Here is a 17,131-nt window from a genome sequence, read left to right as displayed (position 1 = left end):
ATTCCGGGTACGGTGGGTGGTCGATGTCGTGGACGATGTGGTGGCCGGTGCAGTGATCGATGTCGCGCTGGTGTTTCATCATGGAAGAATGATGAGCATTATCGTAAAACAAGGATGATACTGCCGTGTTGGCCGCGTATGGTGTAGGACTGCACGTCCTTCTTCCAGCTAGCCGCCGATCCTGGCGGACCTCCGGTGCCCGCCATGAACGCTGCCTCGTCCCATTCTTCCGCCAACGCTGCGTCGCCGTCTCTGTCTCCGGCCGTGCCGCTGTCGTCGTCGCCGTGCGCCGCCGCGTCCGAGCGTCCCATCCGCTTCTGGCTGGGAGATCGCCAGGTCAGCGTCGACCATGCGCCGCCCACGTTGACCTTGCTTGAATGGATGCGCGAACGCGGCGGCTGCGCGTCGGTCAAGGAAGGCTGTGCGGAAGGGGACTGCGGCGCATGCACCGTGGCCGTCACCGACCTGGATGCCAACGGCGAACCGCAGGTCCGCGCGGTCAACGCCTGCATCCAGTTCCTGGGCACGCTGGATGGCAAGGCCGTGCAAAGCGCCCAGCACATTGCGGCTGCCGACGCCTTGCACCCCGTGCAGCAGGCCATGGTGGACTGCCATGGCTCACAGTGCGGTTTCTGTACGCCGGGCTTCGTGATGTCGATGTTCGCCTTGTACGAAACCCGCCGCGCCGCCGCCAACCCCGACGTCACCCGCGACGACGCCTTGCGCGCCCTGTCGGGAAATCTGTGCCGCTGCACCGGCTATCGCCCGATCGTCGACGCAACCCGCGCCATGTGCGCCGCGCCCTGGCAGGGGCCGGACAGGGAGGTGTGGAAGACACGTCTGGCCGCCGTTGCGGGGGACGGACGTGCGGTCGAAGGAACCACAGCAGACGCCAGCGCAGTGTTCACGTCCGGCGCCGACGTCGCCACGCAGTGGCCCGGTCACACGGCCGGCCGCTTTTATGCGCCGCGCACCGTATCGGCATTGAACGCGGCGCTGGCCGAACGGCCGCGGGCGCGCATCGTGGCCGGGTCGACCGATGTCGGCCTGTGGGTCACCAAACAGCACCGCGCCGTTGGCGACGTGGTGTGGCTGGGCGCGGTGCGGGAACTGCGGGGCATGCACCAGCAGGAAGGCGACGCGATCGCAGCAGGTGTGTGGGGCGACGGCACGCCCGTGCTTGAAGTCGGCGCGGCGGTGAGCCTGACGGATGCGCTTGACGCCTTGTTGCCGCATCTTCCCCACTGCGCAACCTACTTCGACCGCTTCGCCTCCACCCCCATCCGCAATGCCGGCACCCTGGTCGGCAATCTGGCGAACGGCTCGCCGATTGGCGATTGCCCGCCGCTCATGTTGGCGCTTGGTGCGAGCCTGGTGCTGCATCGGGCGGGCTCGGAACGCGTCGTGCCGCTCGACGACTTTTATCTGGGTTACCAGAAGAACTGCCTGCAAGCCGGCGAATTCGTTCGCGCGGTCCGCGTGCCGCTGCCGGCTGGCGTGGTTGTTCATGCCTGGAAAGTCTCGAAGCGGCTCGAACAGGACATCAGCGCCGTCGCGGTGGCCACCGCGTTTCGGCTGACCGATGGCAAGGTCGCGGCTGTGCGTATCGGCGTGGGTGGCATGGCGGCGGTGCCTAGCCGCGCCCCAAACACCGAAGCGGCGCTGCTGGGGCTGGATGCGAGTCAGGCGATCCCGGCAGCGTCGTCGCAGTTGCAGTCGCAGTCGCAGTTGCCGGAACCGCTCCGCGCCGCGCTGGAGGCGCTGCGCAACGAGTTTTCACCCCTCGATGACCTGCGCGCCAGCGCGGCCTACCGTCGCCAGGTGGCTGCCAACCTGCTGCTTCGATCGTGGCTTGCGCTGTGGGACGCGACACCATCGGCTGAGCCCGACGCTGTGCCATCGGCTGGGTTCGGCGCTGCGCCATCCGCTGCAACCAGCGGTGGTTCACCGGCTGCGTCCGGCGCCATGCCGTCCGCTGCGTCCGGCGCTGCGTCTGACGCTGTGCCATCCGCCGCATCCGGCGCTGCGCCATCCGCTGCGTCGGGCACCTCGCCATCGACCGCATCGAGTCTCGCCTCCTCCCCGCGTTCCACCCACACCCTTGCCGACCTGTCGCCCATTCTGGAGATCACGCCATGAACGCACCTGATCGCCCCGGTGTCCTTGCTTTGCCGGTCGATGCACGCAGTTGCGGCACGTCGCCCGCCCATGAAGCGGCGCACCTGCATGTCAGTGGCCGTGCCCTGTATGTCGACGATGTGGCCGAGCCGCAAGGCACGCTGTTCGTCGCGCCCGTCCTGTCCAAGGTCGCGCATGGCCGCTTGCGTGGCATGGCAACCGCCGACGCGCAGGCCTTGCCCGGCGTGGTGCGCATCATTGTCGCGGCGGATCTGCCCGGCACCAATCTGCTGGGGTCGGCGCAAGACGAACCGGTGCTGCCGGCCGAAATCGTCGAGTATGTCGGCCAGCCCATCGCGCTGGTGGTCGCACGCAGTGCGAAGGCGGCGCGGGTGGCGGCGCGCGCCGTGGTCGCCGATATCGAACCGCTCGTGCCCATCCTCAGCATCGATGCCGCCCTGGAAGCCGAAGCCTACGTGCTGCCGCCGGTACACCTGGTCGAAGGCGATGTGCAGTCGGCGCTGGCCGCGTCGGCCTACGTGTTGAAAGGCGAATTCGCCGTTGGCGGCCAGGAACAGTTCTACCTTGAAGGCCAGATCGCACTGGCCTTGCCGGGCGAAGATCGCACGATGAAAGTGCTGTCGTCGACCCAGCACCCCGGCGAAGTCCAGCACTGGGTCGCGCATGCCTTGCACGTGCCCACGCATTCGGTGCAGGTCGAATGCCGGCGGATGGGCGGCGGCTTTGGCGGCAAGGAAACGCAGGCCGGCCAGATCGCGGTCTGGGCTGCGGTGGCTGCCTGGCTGACCCAGGCGCCTTGCAAGATGCGGCTGGATCGCGACGACGACTTCCTGATCACCGGCAAGCGGCATGACTTCATCGGCCGTTGGACGGTCGGCTTCGATGACGACGGCAAGGTGCGCGGCATCGACATGCTGCAGGCGGCGCGTTGCGGTTTTTCCGCCGACCTGTCGGGCCCGATCGCCGACCGCGCGATCTTCCATACCGACAATGCCTATTTCCTGCCCGCGATCGCCATCCACAGCTATCGCTGCAAGACGCATACGCAATCGAACACCGCGTTCCGTGGCTTTGGCGGGCCGCAGGGCGTGGCGATGATCGAAGCCATCATGGACGACATTGCGCGGCACCTGGATCTGGATCCGCTGGCGGTGCGCACCGCCAATCTGTATGGCGATGCACCGCGCAACCGCACGCACTACGGCATGGAGGTCGAAGACAATATCCTGCCCGACCTGCTGCCGCGCCTGGCCGCCGATTGTCGGTACGCGGAACGCCGCGCCGCCATCGCGGCCTGGAACGCCACGCACCCGGTCATCAAGCGCGGCATTGCGATCACGCCGGTCAAGTTCGGCATCTCGTTCACGGCCACCATGTTCAACCAGGCCGGCGCCTTGGTGAACGTCTATACGGACGGTTCCGTCACCGTCAACCATGGCGGAACGGAGATGGGGCAGGGCTTGCACACCAAGGTCTGCCAGATCGTGGCGGATACGTTGGGCGTCAGCCTCGATAAGGTCAGGATCACCGCAACCGACACCGGCCGCGTGCCCAACGCATCCGCCACGGCCGCATCCAGCGGCACGGATCTGAACGGCCGCGCAGCTGAATTCGCCGCCATTGAAATCCGCGAACGGCTGCGTCGTTACGTGGCCCAGGCGCATGGCGTGGCGTTGGAAGACATCCGCCTGAGCGGGAACGACGTCCTGTTGCCTGGCAAGACCTTGCCCTTCGTGCAGGTGGTGCAGCAGGCCTATGCCGCACGCGTGTCGCTGTGGTCGGATGGCTTTTATGCGACCCCCAAGATCCACTACGACCGCGTGACCATGCGCGGCCGCCCCTTCTATTACTTCGCCTATGGCGCGGCGGCGTGCGAAGTCGCCATCGACACGCTGACGGGCGAGACTCGCCTGCTGCGTGCCGACATCCTGCATGACGTCGGCCGCTCCATCAATCCGGCCATCGATATCGGTCAGATCGAAGGCGGATTCGTGCAGGGCGTGGGCTGGCTCACCTCCGAAGAACTGGTCTGGAAGGCCGACGGCCTGCTGGCCACGCATGCACCGTCCACCTACAAGATCCCGACGGCGGCCGACGTGCCCGAACAGCTTGCCGTGACCCTGTGGCATGAGGCCAATCGCGAAGACAACGTGTTCGGATCCAAGGCCGTGGGCGAGCCACCGTTCATGCTGGGCTTTGCCGCGTTCTTTGCGATCCGGGACGCGGTGGCGGCAGCGCGCGCCGGGACCGCATCCGGACCGGCCGCCCCACCGAACGCCACACCGCGCAATGCGCGGGTGCCCCTGTCCGCGCCGGCCACGCCGGAAGCCGTATTGCGTGCTATCTCGAGCGATGCGTGACGATTCGCTGTTGCCCGTCTCCGCGCACGCGTATGCAACGGCTTGCCGCAAGGCCTCACGCCCGGCCTGTGTCGTGCGGATCACGGCCGTGCATGGCAGCGTGCCACGCGCCACCGACGCGTCGCTGGTGGTGGATGCGCGAGGCTTTGGCGGCACGATAGGCGGTGGTCATCTGGAACTTGAAGCCATCCGCCTGGCGCAAGCGAAGCTGGCCGGCCTGGCGGATTTTCCGGTGGACGAACGCCGTTATCCCTTGGGGCCGTCGCTGGGCCAGTGCTGCGGCGGCGCGGTCGAACTGCGCTTTTCGCCCTTGACCGACGACGACTTGACCGCGCTGGCTGCCCTTGAGCCGCCACGCCGGTCGGTCTGGTTATACGGCGCAGGGCACGTCGCCCGTGCGATCGTCTATGCCTTGCTGCCGCTGCCCTTCGAGATCCACTGGGTCGAAACGCGCGATGACATGCTGCCCGATGGCCCCTTTCCGCCGCACGTCGTGCTGCATCCGACCGAAGACGCCGCCGCTGAAGCCAGGGACGCGCCGGCCGGCGCCTGCCACCTGGTCATGACGCACAGCCATGCCATCGACTTCGACATCGTGCAGGCCGTGCTGGCGCGCGGTGACGCCGGCTACTGCGGGCTGATCGGTTCGGCTACCAAACGCACCACGTTCGAACGACGTCTGGCCGCGCGCGGCATTGCCGACGACCGCATCGCCTCCATGGTGTGCCCGATAGGCATTGCCGACCTGCCGGGCAAGCGGCCCGAAGTCATTGCGGTGGCGGTGGCCGCGCAGCTGCTGGGATGGTCCTTGCACGATCGTTGAATGCCACAACGATCGTGCGCAACCCTTGCGTTCGTTGAACACGGCAACGATCCCTCCCAGCCCGCACGGTCGTTGTCATAGTCAACGACGCGTTCATCCGCTGTCCGCGCTGCTCGCCTGCATTACGCCTTGGGATACGGCATCACCAATAGCACCATGGCCGTTCGCGCGCCGCGGTTGATCACCTGCCGCGCTTCGCCTGGCCCCAGGCGCACCGAATCGTACAGATGCAGTTCGACTTCCTCACTGCCGTTGCCGATCGACACGGATCCCTCCAGCACCACATACATCTTTTCCACGGGCGAGGCGGCCAGGTCCGTCTGCCCGCCGGGCAACACGTGCGATACGCCCATCCACAGGGATTCGGACGGTCCCGCCTCGTGCCCCTGCAGGCGCACGCAGGCCATGTTGTCATGGCGGGGAGGGTGGTAGGCGGGCGCTTGGGAAAAGCGGGTCACGTGCATGGCATGGCTCCTTGATGTGGCTACAGGGATGGGCGTCTGCGCCCGAAAGAATCGTGAAAACGATGCTTGACTCTAAGCAAAAAGCTCGCATAATGCAAACGTTTGCAAAGGAGACGGTAGCCACATTATGAACACCACGCTCACAGAAAACCGGGGGAGGGCTTGCGGCTGATCGACGACGCAGTGTCGGTCACCCCTATCGTCAAGGCGGCAATGGCCTTGAATGACGACCCCCGCCTCAAGCAGATCGTCGACGCCTTTGTGGAACACGCGCATGCCTTCCTGCGCGAGGTCAAGCTGACCGACCAGGAATTCGAGAAGGGCCTGCAGTTCATTGCAGCCGTCGGCCAGGCCAACACCGAATCGCACAATGAAGTCGTGCTGGCCGCCGACGTGCTGGGCATCTCGACCCTGGTGACGGTGTTGAACACGGCCGGGCAGGGCGACCGCACCCCGGGTGCCTTGCTCGGCCCGTTCTATCGCGGCAATGCGCCCGAATGCGAATGCGGCGCCGACATTGCCCGCGACGGCACGCCCGGCGTCCCGCTGTTCATGCAGGGCGTGGTGCGGGATACCACCGGCAAGCCGCTGGCTAACGCGCTGCTCGACGTATGGCAGGCGTCCCCGGTCGGCCTGTATGACAACCAGGATCCGGCGCAGCCCGACAAGAACCTGCGCGGCCAGTTTCGCACCGATTCACTTGGCCGCTACCAGATCCGCAGTGTCCGTCCGGCCGGCTATCCGGTGCCGGTGCATGGTCCGATCGGCACGCTGCTGAAGATGCAGCATCGCCATCCCTACCGTCCCGCGCACGTGCATTTCATCGTGTCGGCGGCGGATCATGACACGCTGGTGGCCCAGGTCTTTGCCGATGATTCCGAGTACCTGGAAACCGATGTGGTCTTTGGCGTGCAGCGCGGATTGGTGGGCCACTTCGAATGGCATGAAGACGGCGCCTTCCCCTGGGGCGACGGGGCCGGGCCGCACTACACCCTCGACTTCGACTTCACGTTGGCCGCCGGCACGCCAACCTATCCCACTCCCCCATCGCATAGGGTCATCATGAGCATTCCTCTCTCACTCGACGGCAAGGTTGCCGTCATTCTTGGCGGCACGGGCGGCATCGGTCAGGCCACCGCGCGCCGCCTGGCCGAACATGGCGCCGCGGTCGTGCTGACCAGCCGCGGCAAGCTGGACGAGGCCACGTCGCTGGCCGCCGCATTGCCCGCCATCTCGAATGCCGCCGGTCATGCCGGCATGCTGGCGGCGGTCGAAGACACGGCATCGCTGGTGGCGTTGGCCAAGGCGGTCGAAGCCAGGTATGGCCGTGCCGATATCCTGGTCAACACGGCGGGGTTCACGCAGCCCATTGCGCACAACAATCTTGACGCGCTGACCGATGATTTCATCGACCGCATGTTCGAAGTGAACTGGCGTGGCCAGTTCGCGGCGATCCGCACGTTCGCGCCGCTGCTGCGCGCCAACAACGATGGCCTGGTCGTCAACATCTCGTCGATCGCCGGGTCCACCGGCACGGGCAGCAATATCGCTTACTGCGCCGCCAAGGCGGGCCTGGATGTGATGGCCATGTCCCTGGGCCGCGCGCTGGCGCCGGCCATCCGTGTCCTGAATGTCTCGCCCGGTGTGGTCCAGACCGATTTCGTCGCGGGCCGCGATCAGGCCTTCAACGACAAGACCGCTGCCACGACGCCGCTCAAGCGCGTCGGGCAACCCGATGACATCGCCGACGCCGTCCTGGCCTGCGCGGTGTCCCTGCGATTCAGCACCGGCACCACGCTCGTCGTCGACGGCGGCCGCCGTCTCGGTTGAGGTCCTTCATGCATCCACGCAAAACCATATTGACTTGCGCCGTCACCGGCAATCTGACCACCGTCGCGCAGCACCCGGGCCTGCCCGTCACGCCGCGCCAGATTGCCGACGCCGCACTGGGCGCCGCCCGGGAAGGCGCCGCGGTCGCCCACATCCACGTGCGCGATCCGGCCACCGGCAAGCCGTCGATGGACGTCGCGCTGTACCGCGAAGTCATTACGCTGATCCGCGCCGACAACCCCGACCTCATCATCAACCTGACGACTGGCCCGGGCGGCCGCTTCATTCCCAGCGATGATGATCCGCGTGTCGCGGCGCCGGGCTCGACCTTGCTGCGGCCCGAACTGCGCGTCGAGCACATTGCGGAACTGCGTCCGGACATCTGTTCTCTCGACCTGAACACCATGAACTCGGGGGTGACGTCGTCATCAACACCCCCAAGAACGTGCGCAAGATGGCCCACGTCATCCGCGAAGCGGGCGTGATGCCCGAACTCGAAATCTTCGACAGCGGAGACATCGCGCTGGCGCTCGACCTGATCCAGGACGGCACGCTGGAAGGCCCGGGGTTGTGGACCTTCGTGCTGGGGGTGAAGTACGGATTTGCCGCAACGCCCGAGGCCCTGATGTACGCCCGCAACCTTCTCCCGGCAGGCGCCCGATGGGCCGCCTTCGGCATTGGCCGCGCCGAATTCCCGATCGTTGCGCAGGCCTGGCTCGCGGGCGGACACGTGCGGGTCGGTCTGGAGGACAACATCTATTTGTCCAAGGGCGTGCTGGCTCCGGACAACGCGTCGCTGGTCGCCAAGGCGCGCGGCATTCTGGAAGCGCTGGGCGGAGAACTGGCCACGCCGGGCGAAGCGCGCGATCTGCTGCAGTTGCCCCGGCGCAGCGCCTGACCTTTATCAACTGGCCCTACCCATTACAGGAAGTCGTTCATGAAAGCCTTGAGAGTCACCCAGAAAGCCGCGGACATCGACGCGCTGCAGTTGCCTGCGCAGGATGCGCCGCGTCCCGTCCTGGCGGCGGGCCAATGCCTGATCGAAGTGCACAGCGCCGGCGTCAATCCCAGCGACGTGAAAGCGACCCTGGGCGCCATGCCCCATGCCGTGTGGCCCCGCACGCCAGGCCGCGATTTCGCGGGTGTGGTGGTGGATGGCCCATCGGACATGGTCGGCAAGGAAGTGTGGGGTAGCGGCGGCGAACTCGGCATCCGCCGCGACGGCACGCACGCAGGCTACCTCGTGCTCGACGCCAGATCGCTGCGCGTCAAGCCGGCCAACGTGTCGCTGCTCGAAGCAGGCGCGATCGGCGTGCCGTTCATCACCGCCTACGAAGGCCTGCGCCGCGCCGGCCTGCCCAAGGAAGGCGAGGTGGTGCTGGTCCTTGGCGGCAACGGCAAGGTCGGTCAGGCCACCGCGCAGATCGCCACCGCGCGAGGCGCGCGCGTCTTTGGCGTCGAACGCACGGCGCAGCCCTATCGTGGGCATGCCAGCGGCGACGTCACGATGCTCGACGCCAGCGGCGGCGGCATTGCCGATGCCGTGCTCGACGCCACGGGCGGGAAGGGCGCGGACATTGTCTACAACACCGTGGGCAGCCCATATTTTGCCGAAGCCAATCGGGCCATGGGTATCGGCGCGCGGCAGATCTTCATCTCGACGTTCGATCGCGCCGTCCCCTTCGACATCTTTTCGTTCTACCGTGGCCAGCACACCTATGTCGGCATCGACACGCTGGCGCTCGACAGCGCCGCCGGCGCCTTGATCCTGGACGAACTGGCTCCCCTGTTCGACAGCGGCGCACTGCGTCCGTTTGAAGTGTTCCCGCATGGCGTGTTCGGTCTGGACAAGGCCACGGACGCCTATCGCGCGGTGTTGGCCGGTGCGCCCGACCGCATCGTGCTGACGCCTTCGTCGCGCTGACTTGCAAACGTTTGTAGATCTGCAGATGGCTTTGTAGTCCACCCCGGCGGATCCCGCCGCCGGACCATCATGAAGGGGGCAGGCCCGCGCGCAGATGCGGCCGTCCCCTAGCCTGGAGAGAGACAATGACCTACCGTATGCCCTTCGTCGTCACATCGACACGCGCCGCCGCCCTGGTGGTCCTGGCGTCCCTGGGCGCTGCCGCCACCGGCACCGTCCACGCCGCCGATGCCTATCCCAACCACCCGATCCGCATGATCGTTCCCTTCGGAACGGGCAGCGCCACTGACATCCTTGCGCGTATTCTCAGCCAGAAAATGGGCGACGCCGGCGTGCAGCTGGTGGTGGAAAACCGTCCGGGCGCGGGCGGCTCGATCGGCACTGGCGTGCTCGCCAAGGCGCCGGCCGATGGCTACACACTGGCGCTCGTATCGGCTGGCCACGCCATCAACGCGACGCTCTATCCCAAGCTGCCCTATGACACGGTCAAGGATTTTTCAGCCGTCTCGCTGGTCGCGTCGATCCCGAACGTGCTGGTGGTCGATGCGGCCAGTCCCTATAAAAGCGTGAAAGACCTGCTGGCCGCCGCCAACGCCAAGCCCGGCACCATCAACTTCGCGTCGGCCGGCACCGGCAGTTCCACCCACCTGAGCGGCGAACTGCTCAAGAGCCTGGGGAAAGTGGACATCGTCCACGTTCCGTACAAAGGCACCGGCGAAGCGCTGACCGACGTCATGGCCGGCCGCGTGCAACTGATGCTCGCGCCCACCGTGTCAGCCGTGCCGTTCGTGGAACAGGGCCGCCTGCGCGTCCTGGGCGTCACCACCGAAAAGCGCGCCGCCGCGCTGCCCAACGTACCGACGCTGGCAGAGGCGGGCGTGCCCAACTACGCCTTCGATTCGTGGTTCGGCATCCTCGCTCCCGCCGGCACGCCGCGCGATGTCATCAAGCGGCTCAACACCGAAGTGGCCAAAGCCCTGGCGTTGCCCGACGTCAAGGAAAAGCTGCTGACCCTGGGCGCCGAGGCCACGCCGTCGACCCCGAAGCCTTCGACACCTTCATCGCGGCGGAAGTCGCCAAGCTCGCGCCCGTGGTGCGCCAGTCGGGCGCGTCGGCGTCGAACTGAAGTCGACGGGGCACCGGGCCTTGCGGACCGGCATGCCGCCGCGTTCCGTTGGCGCGTCGGCAGCGGGCCTGCCTTCCACGGTCCCGCGCGCGCCGCCGGGATGCCGGCCCGCCCGCCGCATTAGAATGTCGGTCGGGGACGATCCCCGTAACGGCACAGCGGCGGGAGACGCTCGGTATCTATGCAACGCAAGCGGTTGACCCTGAAGGACCTGGCCCACCAGCTGGGCGTGCATTACTCGACCGTTTCGCGCGTCATGAATCCGGCCACGCGGCACATGGTGGCGGCCGATGTGGCCATGCGCGTCATGCAGGCAGCCGATGACCTGGGCTTTCGGCCCAATCGCATCGCCGCCGGTCTGCGCACGGGCCGCTCGCGCCTGGTGGGCGTGGTCCTGCCCGACATCGGCAACCCCATCTTCCCTTCCATCCTGTGGGGGCTGGAACAGGTACTGGCCGAGCAGGGCTACGTGCCCATCGTCGTCAACGTCGGCGCCGACACCCGGCGCCAACGCTTCATCATCGATCAGATGGTCGGACGCCAGGTTGACGGCCTCATCCTGGCCACCGCCGAACGCGACGACGCCATTCTCGATCACTGCGTCAAGGAAGGCATTCCGGTTGTGATTGTCAACCGAGGCGAAGACATCGGCCGCGTATCCTGCGTGGTCAGCGACAACCGCCTGGCCATGCGGCTCACGGTCGATCACCTGGTCGGCCTCGGCCATCGCAAGATCGGCCAGATCAGCGGCCCCCACACCTTGTCCACCGGCTTTCTGCGCAAGGAGGGGTTTGCCGACGCGGTCAAGGCCAATGGACTGAAAAGAGCGCAGTGGGTCAGCATCGCCAGCACTGCCTACACCCGCGAGGCCGGGCAAGCGGCCTGCGCGGCCTTGCTCGACAAATTGCCCGGGCTGACCGCGATCGCGGCCAGCAACGACCTGGTCGCGCTCGGATGCTACGACGTGCTGCGCGACAAAGGACTGCGGTGTCCCGAAGACATATCCGTTGTCGGCCACAACGACATGCCCTTCGTCGACGCCCTGTACCCCGCGCTGACCACCATCCGGATCCCGCTGCGCGAGATGGGCGCCCACGCCGGCCGCCTGATCCTGCAACGCATCGCCGAACCCGCTTCCGATGGCGTCAGCATCGTGCTGCGCCCGGAACTGATCGTGCGCGGCTCCACTGCCGCGCCGGGCAAGGCGTAAAGCGCGGAGCGAGGACGGCTCAGCCCGTGCCCGAAGTTCAACCGTCGATCGCTTCCAGTTCCCCCTGCAGGGTCAGCCATTCTTCTTCCAGCTGTTCCAGCTGCTTGCCGGCTTCGCCGTGCTCCAGCAGCACCTTGCGCCGTTCTTCCTTGCGAGCCTCGTCATACAGCGTAGGATCCGCGATCAGCGTATCCAATTCTTTTTCCGGGCCTCGAACGTCGCCATGGAACTCTCCACCTTTTTCAGCCGGGCTTCCAGGGGCTTTTTCAGCACCGACAGGCGTTGACGGCTTTCGGCATCGGCGCGGCGCTGGGCCTTGCGATCCAACTCTGGCGACGCGTCGTCACCCGTGCCCGTCGGCTTCGCAGGAGCGGGCGCTTCGGACCGCCGCGTGGCCAGCCAGTCGCGATAGTCTTCCAAGTCGCCATCGAATTCCTGGACGTTGCCATCCGCAACGATCCAGAAGCTGTCGACCGTGGTGCGCAGCAGGTGGCGGTCATGGGATACCAGCAACATCGTGCCTTCGAACTCGGCCAGCGCCTCGGTCAGGGCTTCACGGGTGTCGACGTCCAGGTGGTTGCTCGGCTCGTCCAGCAGCAGCAGGTTAGGCTTTTTCCAGACCACCAGCGCCAAGGCAAGGCGCGCTTTTTCGCCGCCTGACATGGGCTTGACCTTGGCCGTTGCAAAGTCGCCTGAAAAGCCGAAGCCGCCCAGGTAGTTGCGCAGTTCCTGTTCGCGCGTGTCGGATGCGATGCGCGCCAGATGCTGCAAGGGGGTCGCGTCCGGATCGAGAATGTCGAGCTGATGCTGCGCGAAATACCCGACCTCCAGCCCGCGTGCTTCCTTGCTCTGGCCGCTCAGGGGCGCGAGTTCGCCGGCCAGCGTCTTGACCAGCGTGCTCTTGCCCGCGCCGTTGGCGCCCAGGATGCCGACGCGGGCGCCGGCGCGCACCGACAGCTTCACGTCGCGAAAGATCGGCGCGTCGCCGTATCCCGCGCTGACGGTGTCCAGGGACAGCAGCGGGTCCGGCATCTGCGTGGGCGACGGGATCGTGATGTGGATTCCCGAAGCGGCCCGCACCGGCGCCAGCAACTGCATCCGCGCCAGCGCTTTGACGCGGCTTTGCGCCTGCTTGGCCTTGCTTGCCTTGGCCTTGAAGCGGTCGATGAACTTCTGCAGATGCGCGGCTTCGCGCGACTGGCGGTCGAAGGCGATCTGCGTCTGGCGCAACCGTTCGGCGCGTTGCTCCAGGAAGTCTTCGTAGCCGCCCTTGTAGCGGATCAGCTTGCCATCGTCGAAATGCAGAATGGTTTTGGCGACCGAGTCCAGGAACTCGGTATCGTGCGAGATCACCATGACCGTGCCGGCATAACTGGCCAGCCAGCGCTCGAGCCACAGCATGGCGTCAAGGTCCAGGTGGTTGGTCGGCTCGTCCAGCAGCAACAGGTCGGACGGGGCCATCAGGGCGCGCGCCAGGTTCAGGCGCATCCGCCAGCCTCCCGAAAAGCTGGCGACCGGCTGCGTGAATTCGTCAAGCGCAAAGCCCAGCCCGACCAGTAACTGTTCGGCCCGCGATTGCGCCGAAAACGCACCCGCATCGAACAATTCCGCTTCCAGTTCGGCCAGCCGCAGCCCATCGTGTTCGGCATCGACCGTGGCCCGTTCGTGCTGCAGGCGGCGCAGCCGCGTGTCGCCGTCCATGACGAAGTCGATGGCCAGGCGATCGGTGTCGTCGATCTCTTGCGCGATCGATGCGATCTGCCAGGTGGCGGGAATCACCACCTGTCCGGCATCCGTGTCCAGGTGCCCGTTGAGCAGGGCGAACAAGGTCGACTTGCCGGCGCCGTTGGCGCCAACGATGCCGACGCGCTCGCCTGGATGCACGACAAATTCCGCGTTCTCCAGCAGCACCTTGGTGCCGCGCCTGAGGGTAATGCCAGATGCTCGTATCACGTCAACGGACTGCTTTCAAAAGATGCCTGATGGAATGGCAAGGGGTTGTTTACAGCAACTGATCCTGGCGCAGCATCAGCACCTGGTCGTCGCCGGCCGACGTGCTGAGCCACACCGGTTCCAGATCCGGGAAGGCCTGCTCGAAGAACGCACGTTCATGTCCGATCTCCAGGATCAGGATGCCGTGCGGCTGCAGGTAGGCCGCAGCCTGATCGAGCAGCACGCGGATCAGGTCCATGCCATCGGTGCCGCCGGCAAGCGCCATGTCGGGCTCGTGCAGATATTCCGGGGGCAGCGCGGCCATGGACGACGCATTCACATAAGGCGGATTGCACAGGATCACGTCGTAACGCGCGGGCGGCAGGGTTTCGAACAGATTCGATTCATGCAGCATCACGCGGTCTTGCAGGCCATAGTCATCGACGTTGCGGCGCGCAACCGCCAGGGCATCCGGCGACAGGTCGACCGCATCGACCTGCGCATGCGGGAAGGTCTCGGCCGCGACGATCGCCAGGCAGCCCGAGCCGGTGCACATGTCGAGGACCCATTCGACCTGATAGGGATCTTCCACCCACGGCGACAGCGCGTCGTTCATCAATTCCGCGATGAACGAACGCGGCACGATCACGCGTTGATCGACATAGAAACGGCGGCCATGCAGCCAGGCTTCGTTGGTCAGATAGGGCGCGGGCAGGCGTTCGTCAATGCGCCGCTGCAGCAGGTTCAGCACCTGCGTGCGTTCGCTGTCCAGCACCGCCGCGTCCAGGAACGGTTCGAGCCGGTCGATCGGCAGATGCAGGGTATGCAGCACGATGTAGGCCGCTTCGTCGTATGCATCGAGCGTGCCATGCCCGAACACCACGCCCCCGCGTTCATCCGCGATACGGCGTAACGGAGCAGATCGCGCACGGTGCGCAGCGCGGCGGTCTCGGCAACAGGAGCCAGGAAGGTCATGTTCGTGTCGTTCCGTTCAGGGTTGGGCGGCCAGCAGCGTCTGCAACGTGCGGCGATAGATATTCTTGAGCGGATCCAGATCGGCGATCGCTATGCATTCGTTGATCTGGTGAATGGTTGCGTTGATGGGCCCGAATTCGACCACCTGGGGGCAGATCTGCGCAATGAAGCGGCCGTCCGACGTGCCGCCGGTGGTCGACAATTCCGCGGCCACACCGGTTTCGGCAGCGATGGCGTCGGTCAGCGCGGCGCACAGGGTGCCCTTGGGCGTCAGGAAGGGCAGGCCGCTCAGGTTCCACGCAATATGGGTGTCGAGGCCATGGCGATCCAGCACGTCCTGCACGCGCGCCTTCAGGCCATCGGCCGTGCTTTCGGTTGAAAACCGGAAGTTGAAGTCAATCACGGCGTCGCCGGGAACGACGTTGGTGGCGCCGGTGCCGCTGTGGAAATTCGACACCTGGAAGGTCGTGGGCGGGAAGTACTCGTTGCCGGTGTCCCAGACCGTCGCTGCCAGCTCGGCCAGCGCCGGCGCCACGAGGTGTATCGGGTTGCGCGCCTTTTCCGGGTAGGCCACATGCCCTTGCTTGCCCTTGACCGTCAACTTGCCCGACAGCGAACCGCGGCGGCCATTCTTGATGGTGTCGCCAAACGTCACGGCCGACGTCGGCTCGCCTACGATGCAGAAGTCGGGCTTCTGATCACGCGCCACCAGCAGTTCGCACACCTTGACCGTGCCGTCGGTGGCCGGGCCTTCTTCATCGGACGTGATCAGCAGGCCGATCGACCCGGTATGGTCCGGATGCGCCGCCACGAATTCTTCCGCCGCCACCACGAACGCCGCGATCGAACTTTTCATGTCGGCGGCGCCGCGGCCAAACAGCTTGCCGTCGGTGATCGTCGGCACGAAGGGGTCGGTGCGCCACTGATCGCGCGGTCCCGGCGGCACGACGTCGGTATGGCCCGCGAAAATGGCCAGGGGCGCGGTCGTGCCACGGCGTGCCCACAGATTGACGACGCCGCCGCTCGCGATCGTTTCGCACACGAAGCCGGCAGCCGACAGCCGCGCGACCAGGACGGCCTGGCATCCTTCATCTTCAGGCGTCACGGACGGACGGCGGATCAGGTCTTCCACCAGGGACAGCACGGGCGAGGCAGGCGAGGTCATGTTCTAGGAATCGGTTGCGACTATCGAGGAAAATCGGAAGGTCGGGCGGCCCATCGTGTCGGGCCCGGGCGCCTGCCAGTGCAGGGTCGCATGGGCAGGGCAGGGAAGCGCAAAAGTGTCTTGCACCGGCTGGCGGATCGCGAGGGCGGCCTGCCGGGTCATTCCGCGCCAGGCCGTCGGCGGCCTGGCGGGTCACGTACACGAGGCGGCGTCGGCAGCCCGGTGTCCGTTCAGTCGCCGCGAGCCATCAGGCGCGCAGCAGATCGTTGATGCTGGTCTTGGCGCGCGTCTGCGCGTCGACGCGCTTGACGATGATCGCGGCATACATGCTGTACTTGCCATCGGCCGACGGCAGCGATCCCGGCACCACGACCGACCCCGACGGCACGCGGCCAAACGTGATTTCGCCGGTTTCACGGTTGTAGATCTTGGTGCTCTGGCTGATGAACACGCCCATCGACAGCACCGAGTTTTCTTCGACCACGACGCCTTCGACCACTTCCGAACGCGCGCCAATGAAACAGTTGTCTTCGATGATGGTCGGGTTGGCCTGCAAAGGCTCCAGCACGCCGCCGATGCCCACGCCACCCGACAGGTGCACGTTCTTGCCGATCTGGGCGCAGGACCCGACGGTGGCCCAGGTGTCGACCATCGTGCCTTCATCGACATACGCGCCAATGTTGGTGTACGACGGCATCAGCACGACGTTCTTTGCAATGAACGAACCGCGGCGCGCCACGGCCGGCGGCACCACCCGAAACCCGCCTTGCTTGAAATCTTCTTCGGTGTAGCTGGCAAACTTGCTTTCGACCTTGTCGTAGAACTGCAGCGGGCCGCCCGAGCTTTGCACGCCATTGTCATTCAGACGGAACGACAGCAGCACTGCCTTCTTGATCCACTGATGCACGGCCCAGTCGCCGTTGATCTTTTCGGCGACGCGCAGGCGGCCCTTGTCCAGCGATTCAATCACGTGTTCGACGGCGTCGATGACGTCCTTCGGGGCGCCGGTCGGCGACAGCGAGGCACGGTCTTCCCAGGCTTGTTCGATGGTGTTCTGCAAGGCTTGCGTCATGTTGGATTCCGGTAGTTCGATGAGGTGAGCGGCGCGGCGGCAACAGGCGCCGCGCGGTAAACAGTCAGGGGCCGGATCGCGAGATCCGGCCTTGCGCCAGGCACGTATCGG

The 17,131-nt window shown here is 66.1% G+C and carries 10 protein-coding genes and 4 pseudogenes; 9 read left to right on the top strand and 5 right to left on the bottom strand.

Annotation, left to right across the window (positions count from 1 at the left end):
• Positions 1–204: 204 nt before the first annotated feature.
• The 3 genes from xdhA (at position 205) to xdhC (ending at position 5,322) form a co-directional block, all read left to right on the top strand.
• Positions 205–2,139 carry a xanthine dehydrogenase small subunit gene (xdhA, locus tag ACNANG_RS02255; RefSeq protein WP_420225818.1) on the top strand — a complete coding sequence of 645 codons (1,935 nt, stop codon included), beginning with the start codon at positions 205–207 and terminating at the stop codon, positions 2,137–2,139.
• Positions 2,136–4,499, top strand: a complete 2,364-nt coding sequence (gene xdhB / locus ACNANG_RS02250; protein WP_420225817.1) for a xanthine dehydrogenase molybdopterin binding subunit — start codon at positions 2,136–2,138, stop codon at positions 4,497–4,499. Before xdhA ends, xdhB begins: the two co-directional genes overlap by 4 nt.
• Positions 4,500–4,572: 73 nt before the next feature.
• A complete protein-coding gene (xdhC, locus tag ACNANG_RS02245) occupies positions 4,573–5,322 on the top strand; it encodes a xanthine dehydrogenase accessory protein XdhC (protein WP_420225816.1) in 750 nt (249 codons plus the stop codon).
• Between the two features lie 122 nt (positions 5,323–5,444).
• On the opposite strand, the gene ACNANG_RS02240 is transcribed toward xdhC, so the two are convergent.
• On the bottom strand, positions 5,445–5,786 hold the full coding sequence (locus ACNANG_RS02240; protein ID WP_420225815.1) for a cupin domain-containing protein: 342 nt from the start codon (positions 5,784–5,786) through the stop codon (positions 5,445–5,447).
• Between the two features lie 213 nt (positions 5,787–5,999).
• Here ACNANG_RS02240 and ACNANG_RS02235 point away from each other — a divergent pair.
• The 6 genes and pseudogenes from ACNANG_RS02235 to ACNANG_RS02210 all read left to right on the top strand — a co-directional run.
• Positions 6,000–6,833, top strand: a pseudogene (locus ACNANG_RS02235) (dioxygenase); the annotation flags it as partial.
• Between the two features lie 15 nt (positions 6,834–6,848).
• On the top strand, positions 6,849–7,616 hold the full coding sequence (locus ACNANG_RS02230) for an SDR family NAD(P)-dependent oxidoreductase (RefSeq protein WP_420227680.1): 768 nt from the start codon (positions 6,849–6,851) through the stop codon (positions 7,614–7,616).
• Positions 7,617–7,624: 8 nt separating this feature from the next.
• Positions 7,625–8,514, top strand: a pseudogene (locus tag ACNANG_RS02225) (3-keto-5-aminohexanoate cleavage protein).
• 39 nt (positions 8,515–8,553) lie between these two features.
• A complete protein-coding gene (locus tag ACNANG_RS02220) occupies positions 8,554–9,540 on the top strand; it encodes a quinone oxidoreductase family protein (RefSeq protein ID WP_420225814.1) in 987 nt (328 codons plus the stop codon).
• A 125-nt stretch (positions 9,541–9,665) separates the two neighbouring features.
• Positions 9,666–10,790 (top strand): tripartite tricarboxylate transporter substrate binding protein, encoded by a 1,125-nt coding sequence (locus ACNANG_RS02215; RefSeq protein ID WP_420225813.1) that lies wholly within the window; start codon positions 9,666–9,668, stop codon positions 10,788–10,790.
• A 57-nt stretch (positions 10,791–10,847) separates the two neighbouring features.
• Entirely contained in the window at positions 10,848–11,876 is a 1,029-nt protein-coding gene (locus ACNANG_RS02210) for a LacI family DNA-binding transcriptional regulator (protein WP_420225812.1), read from the top strand.
• A gap of 37 nt (positions 11,877–11,913) precedes the next feature.
• Here the strand turns inward: ACNANG_RS02210 and ACNANG_RS02205 are convergent.
• The 4 genes and pseudogenes from ACNANG_RS02205 to dapD all read right to left on the bottom strand — a co-directional run bounded on the left by ACNANG_RS02205 (position 11,914) and on the right by dapD (position 17,020).
• Positions 11,914–13,829: pseudogene (locus ACNANG_RS02205) on the bottom strand (ABC-F family ATP-binding cassette domain-containing protein).
• Between the two features lie 49 nt (positions 13,830–13,878).
• Positions 13,879–14,783 (bottom strand): annotated as a pseudogene (gene prmB, locus ACNANG_RS02200) (50S ribosomal protein L3 N(5)-glutamine methyltransferase).
• Positions 14,784–14,799: 16 nt separating this feature from the next.
• Entirely contained in the window at positions 14,800–15,948 is a 1,149-nt protein-coding gene (gene dapE, locus ACNANG_RS02195) for a succinyl-diaminopimelate desuccinylase (protein ID WP_420225811.1), read from the bottom strand.
• Between the two features lie 247 nt (positions 15,949–16,195).
• Positions 16,196–17,020, bottom strand: coding sequence for a 2,3,4,5-tetrahydropyridine-2,6-dicarboxylate N-succinyltransferase (gene dapD, locus ACNANG_RS02190; RefSeq protein ID WP_420225810.1), 825 nt, complete (start codon positions 17,018–17,020; stop codon positions 16,196–16,198).
• Positions 17,021–17,131: the final 111 nt, after the last annotated feature.

Source organism: Pigmentiphaga litoralis (genome assembly GCF_048632615.1).
In the GTDB taxonomy this organism is placed as follows: Bacteria; Pseudomonadota; Gammaproteobacteria; order Burkholderiales; family Burkholderiaceae_B; genus Pigmentiphaga; species Pigmentiphaga litoralis_B.
This window is presented reverse-complemented; position numbering and strand designations above follow the sequence as displayed.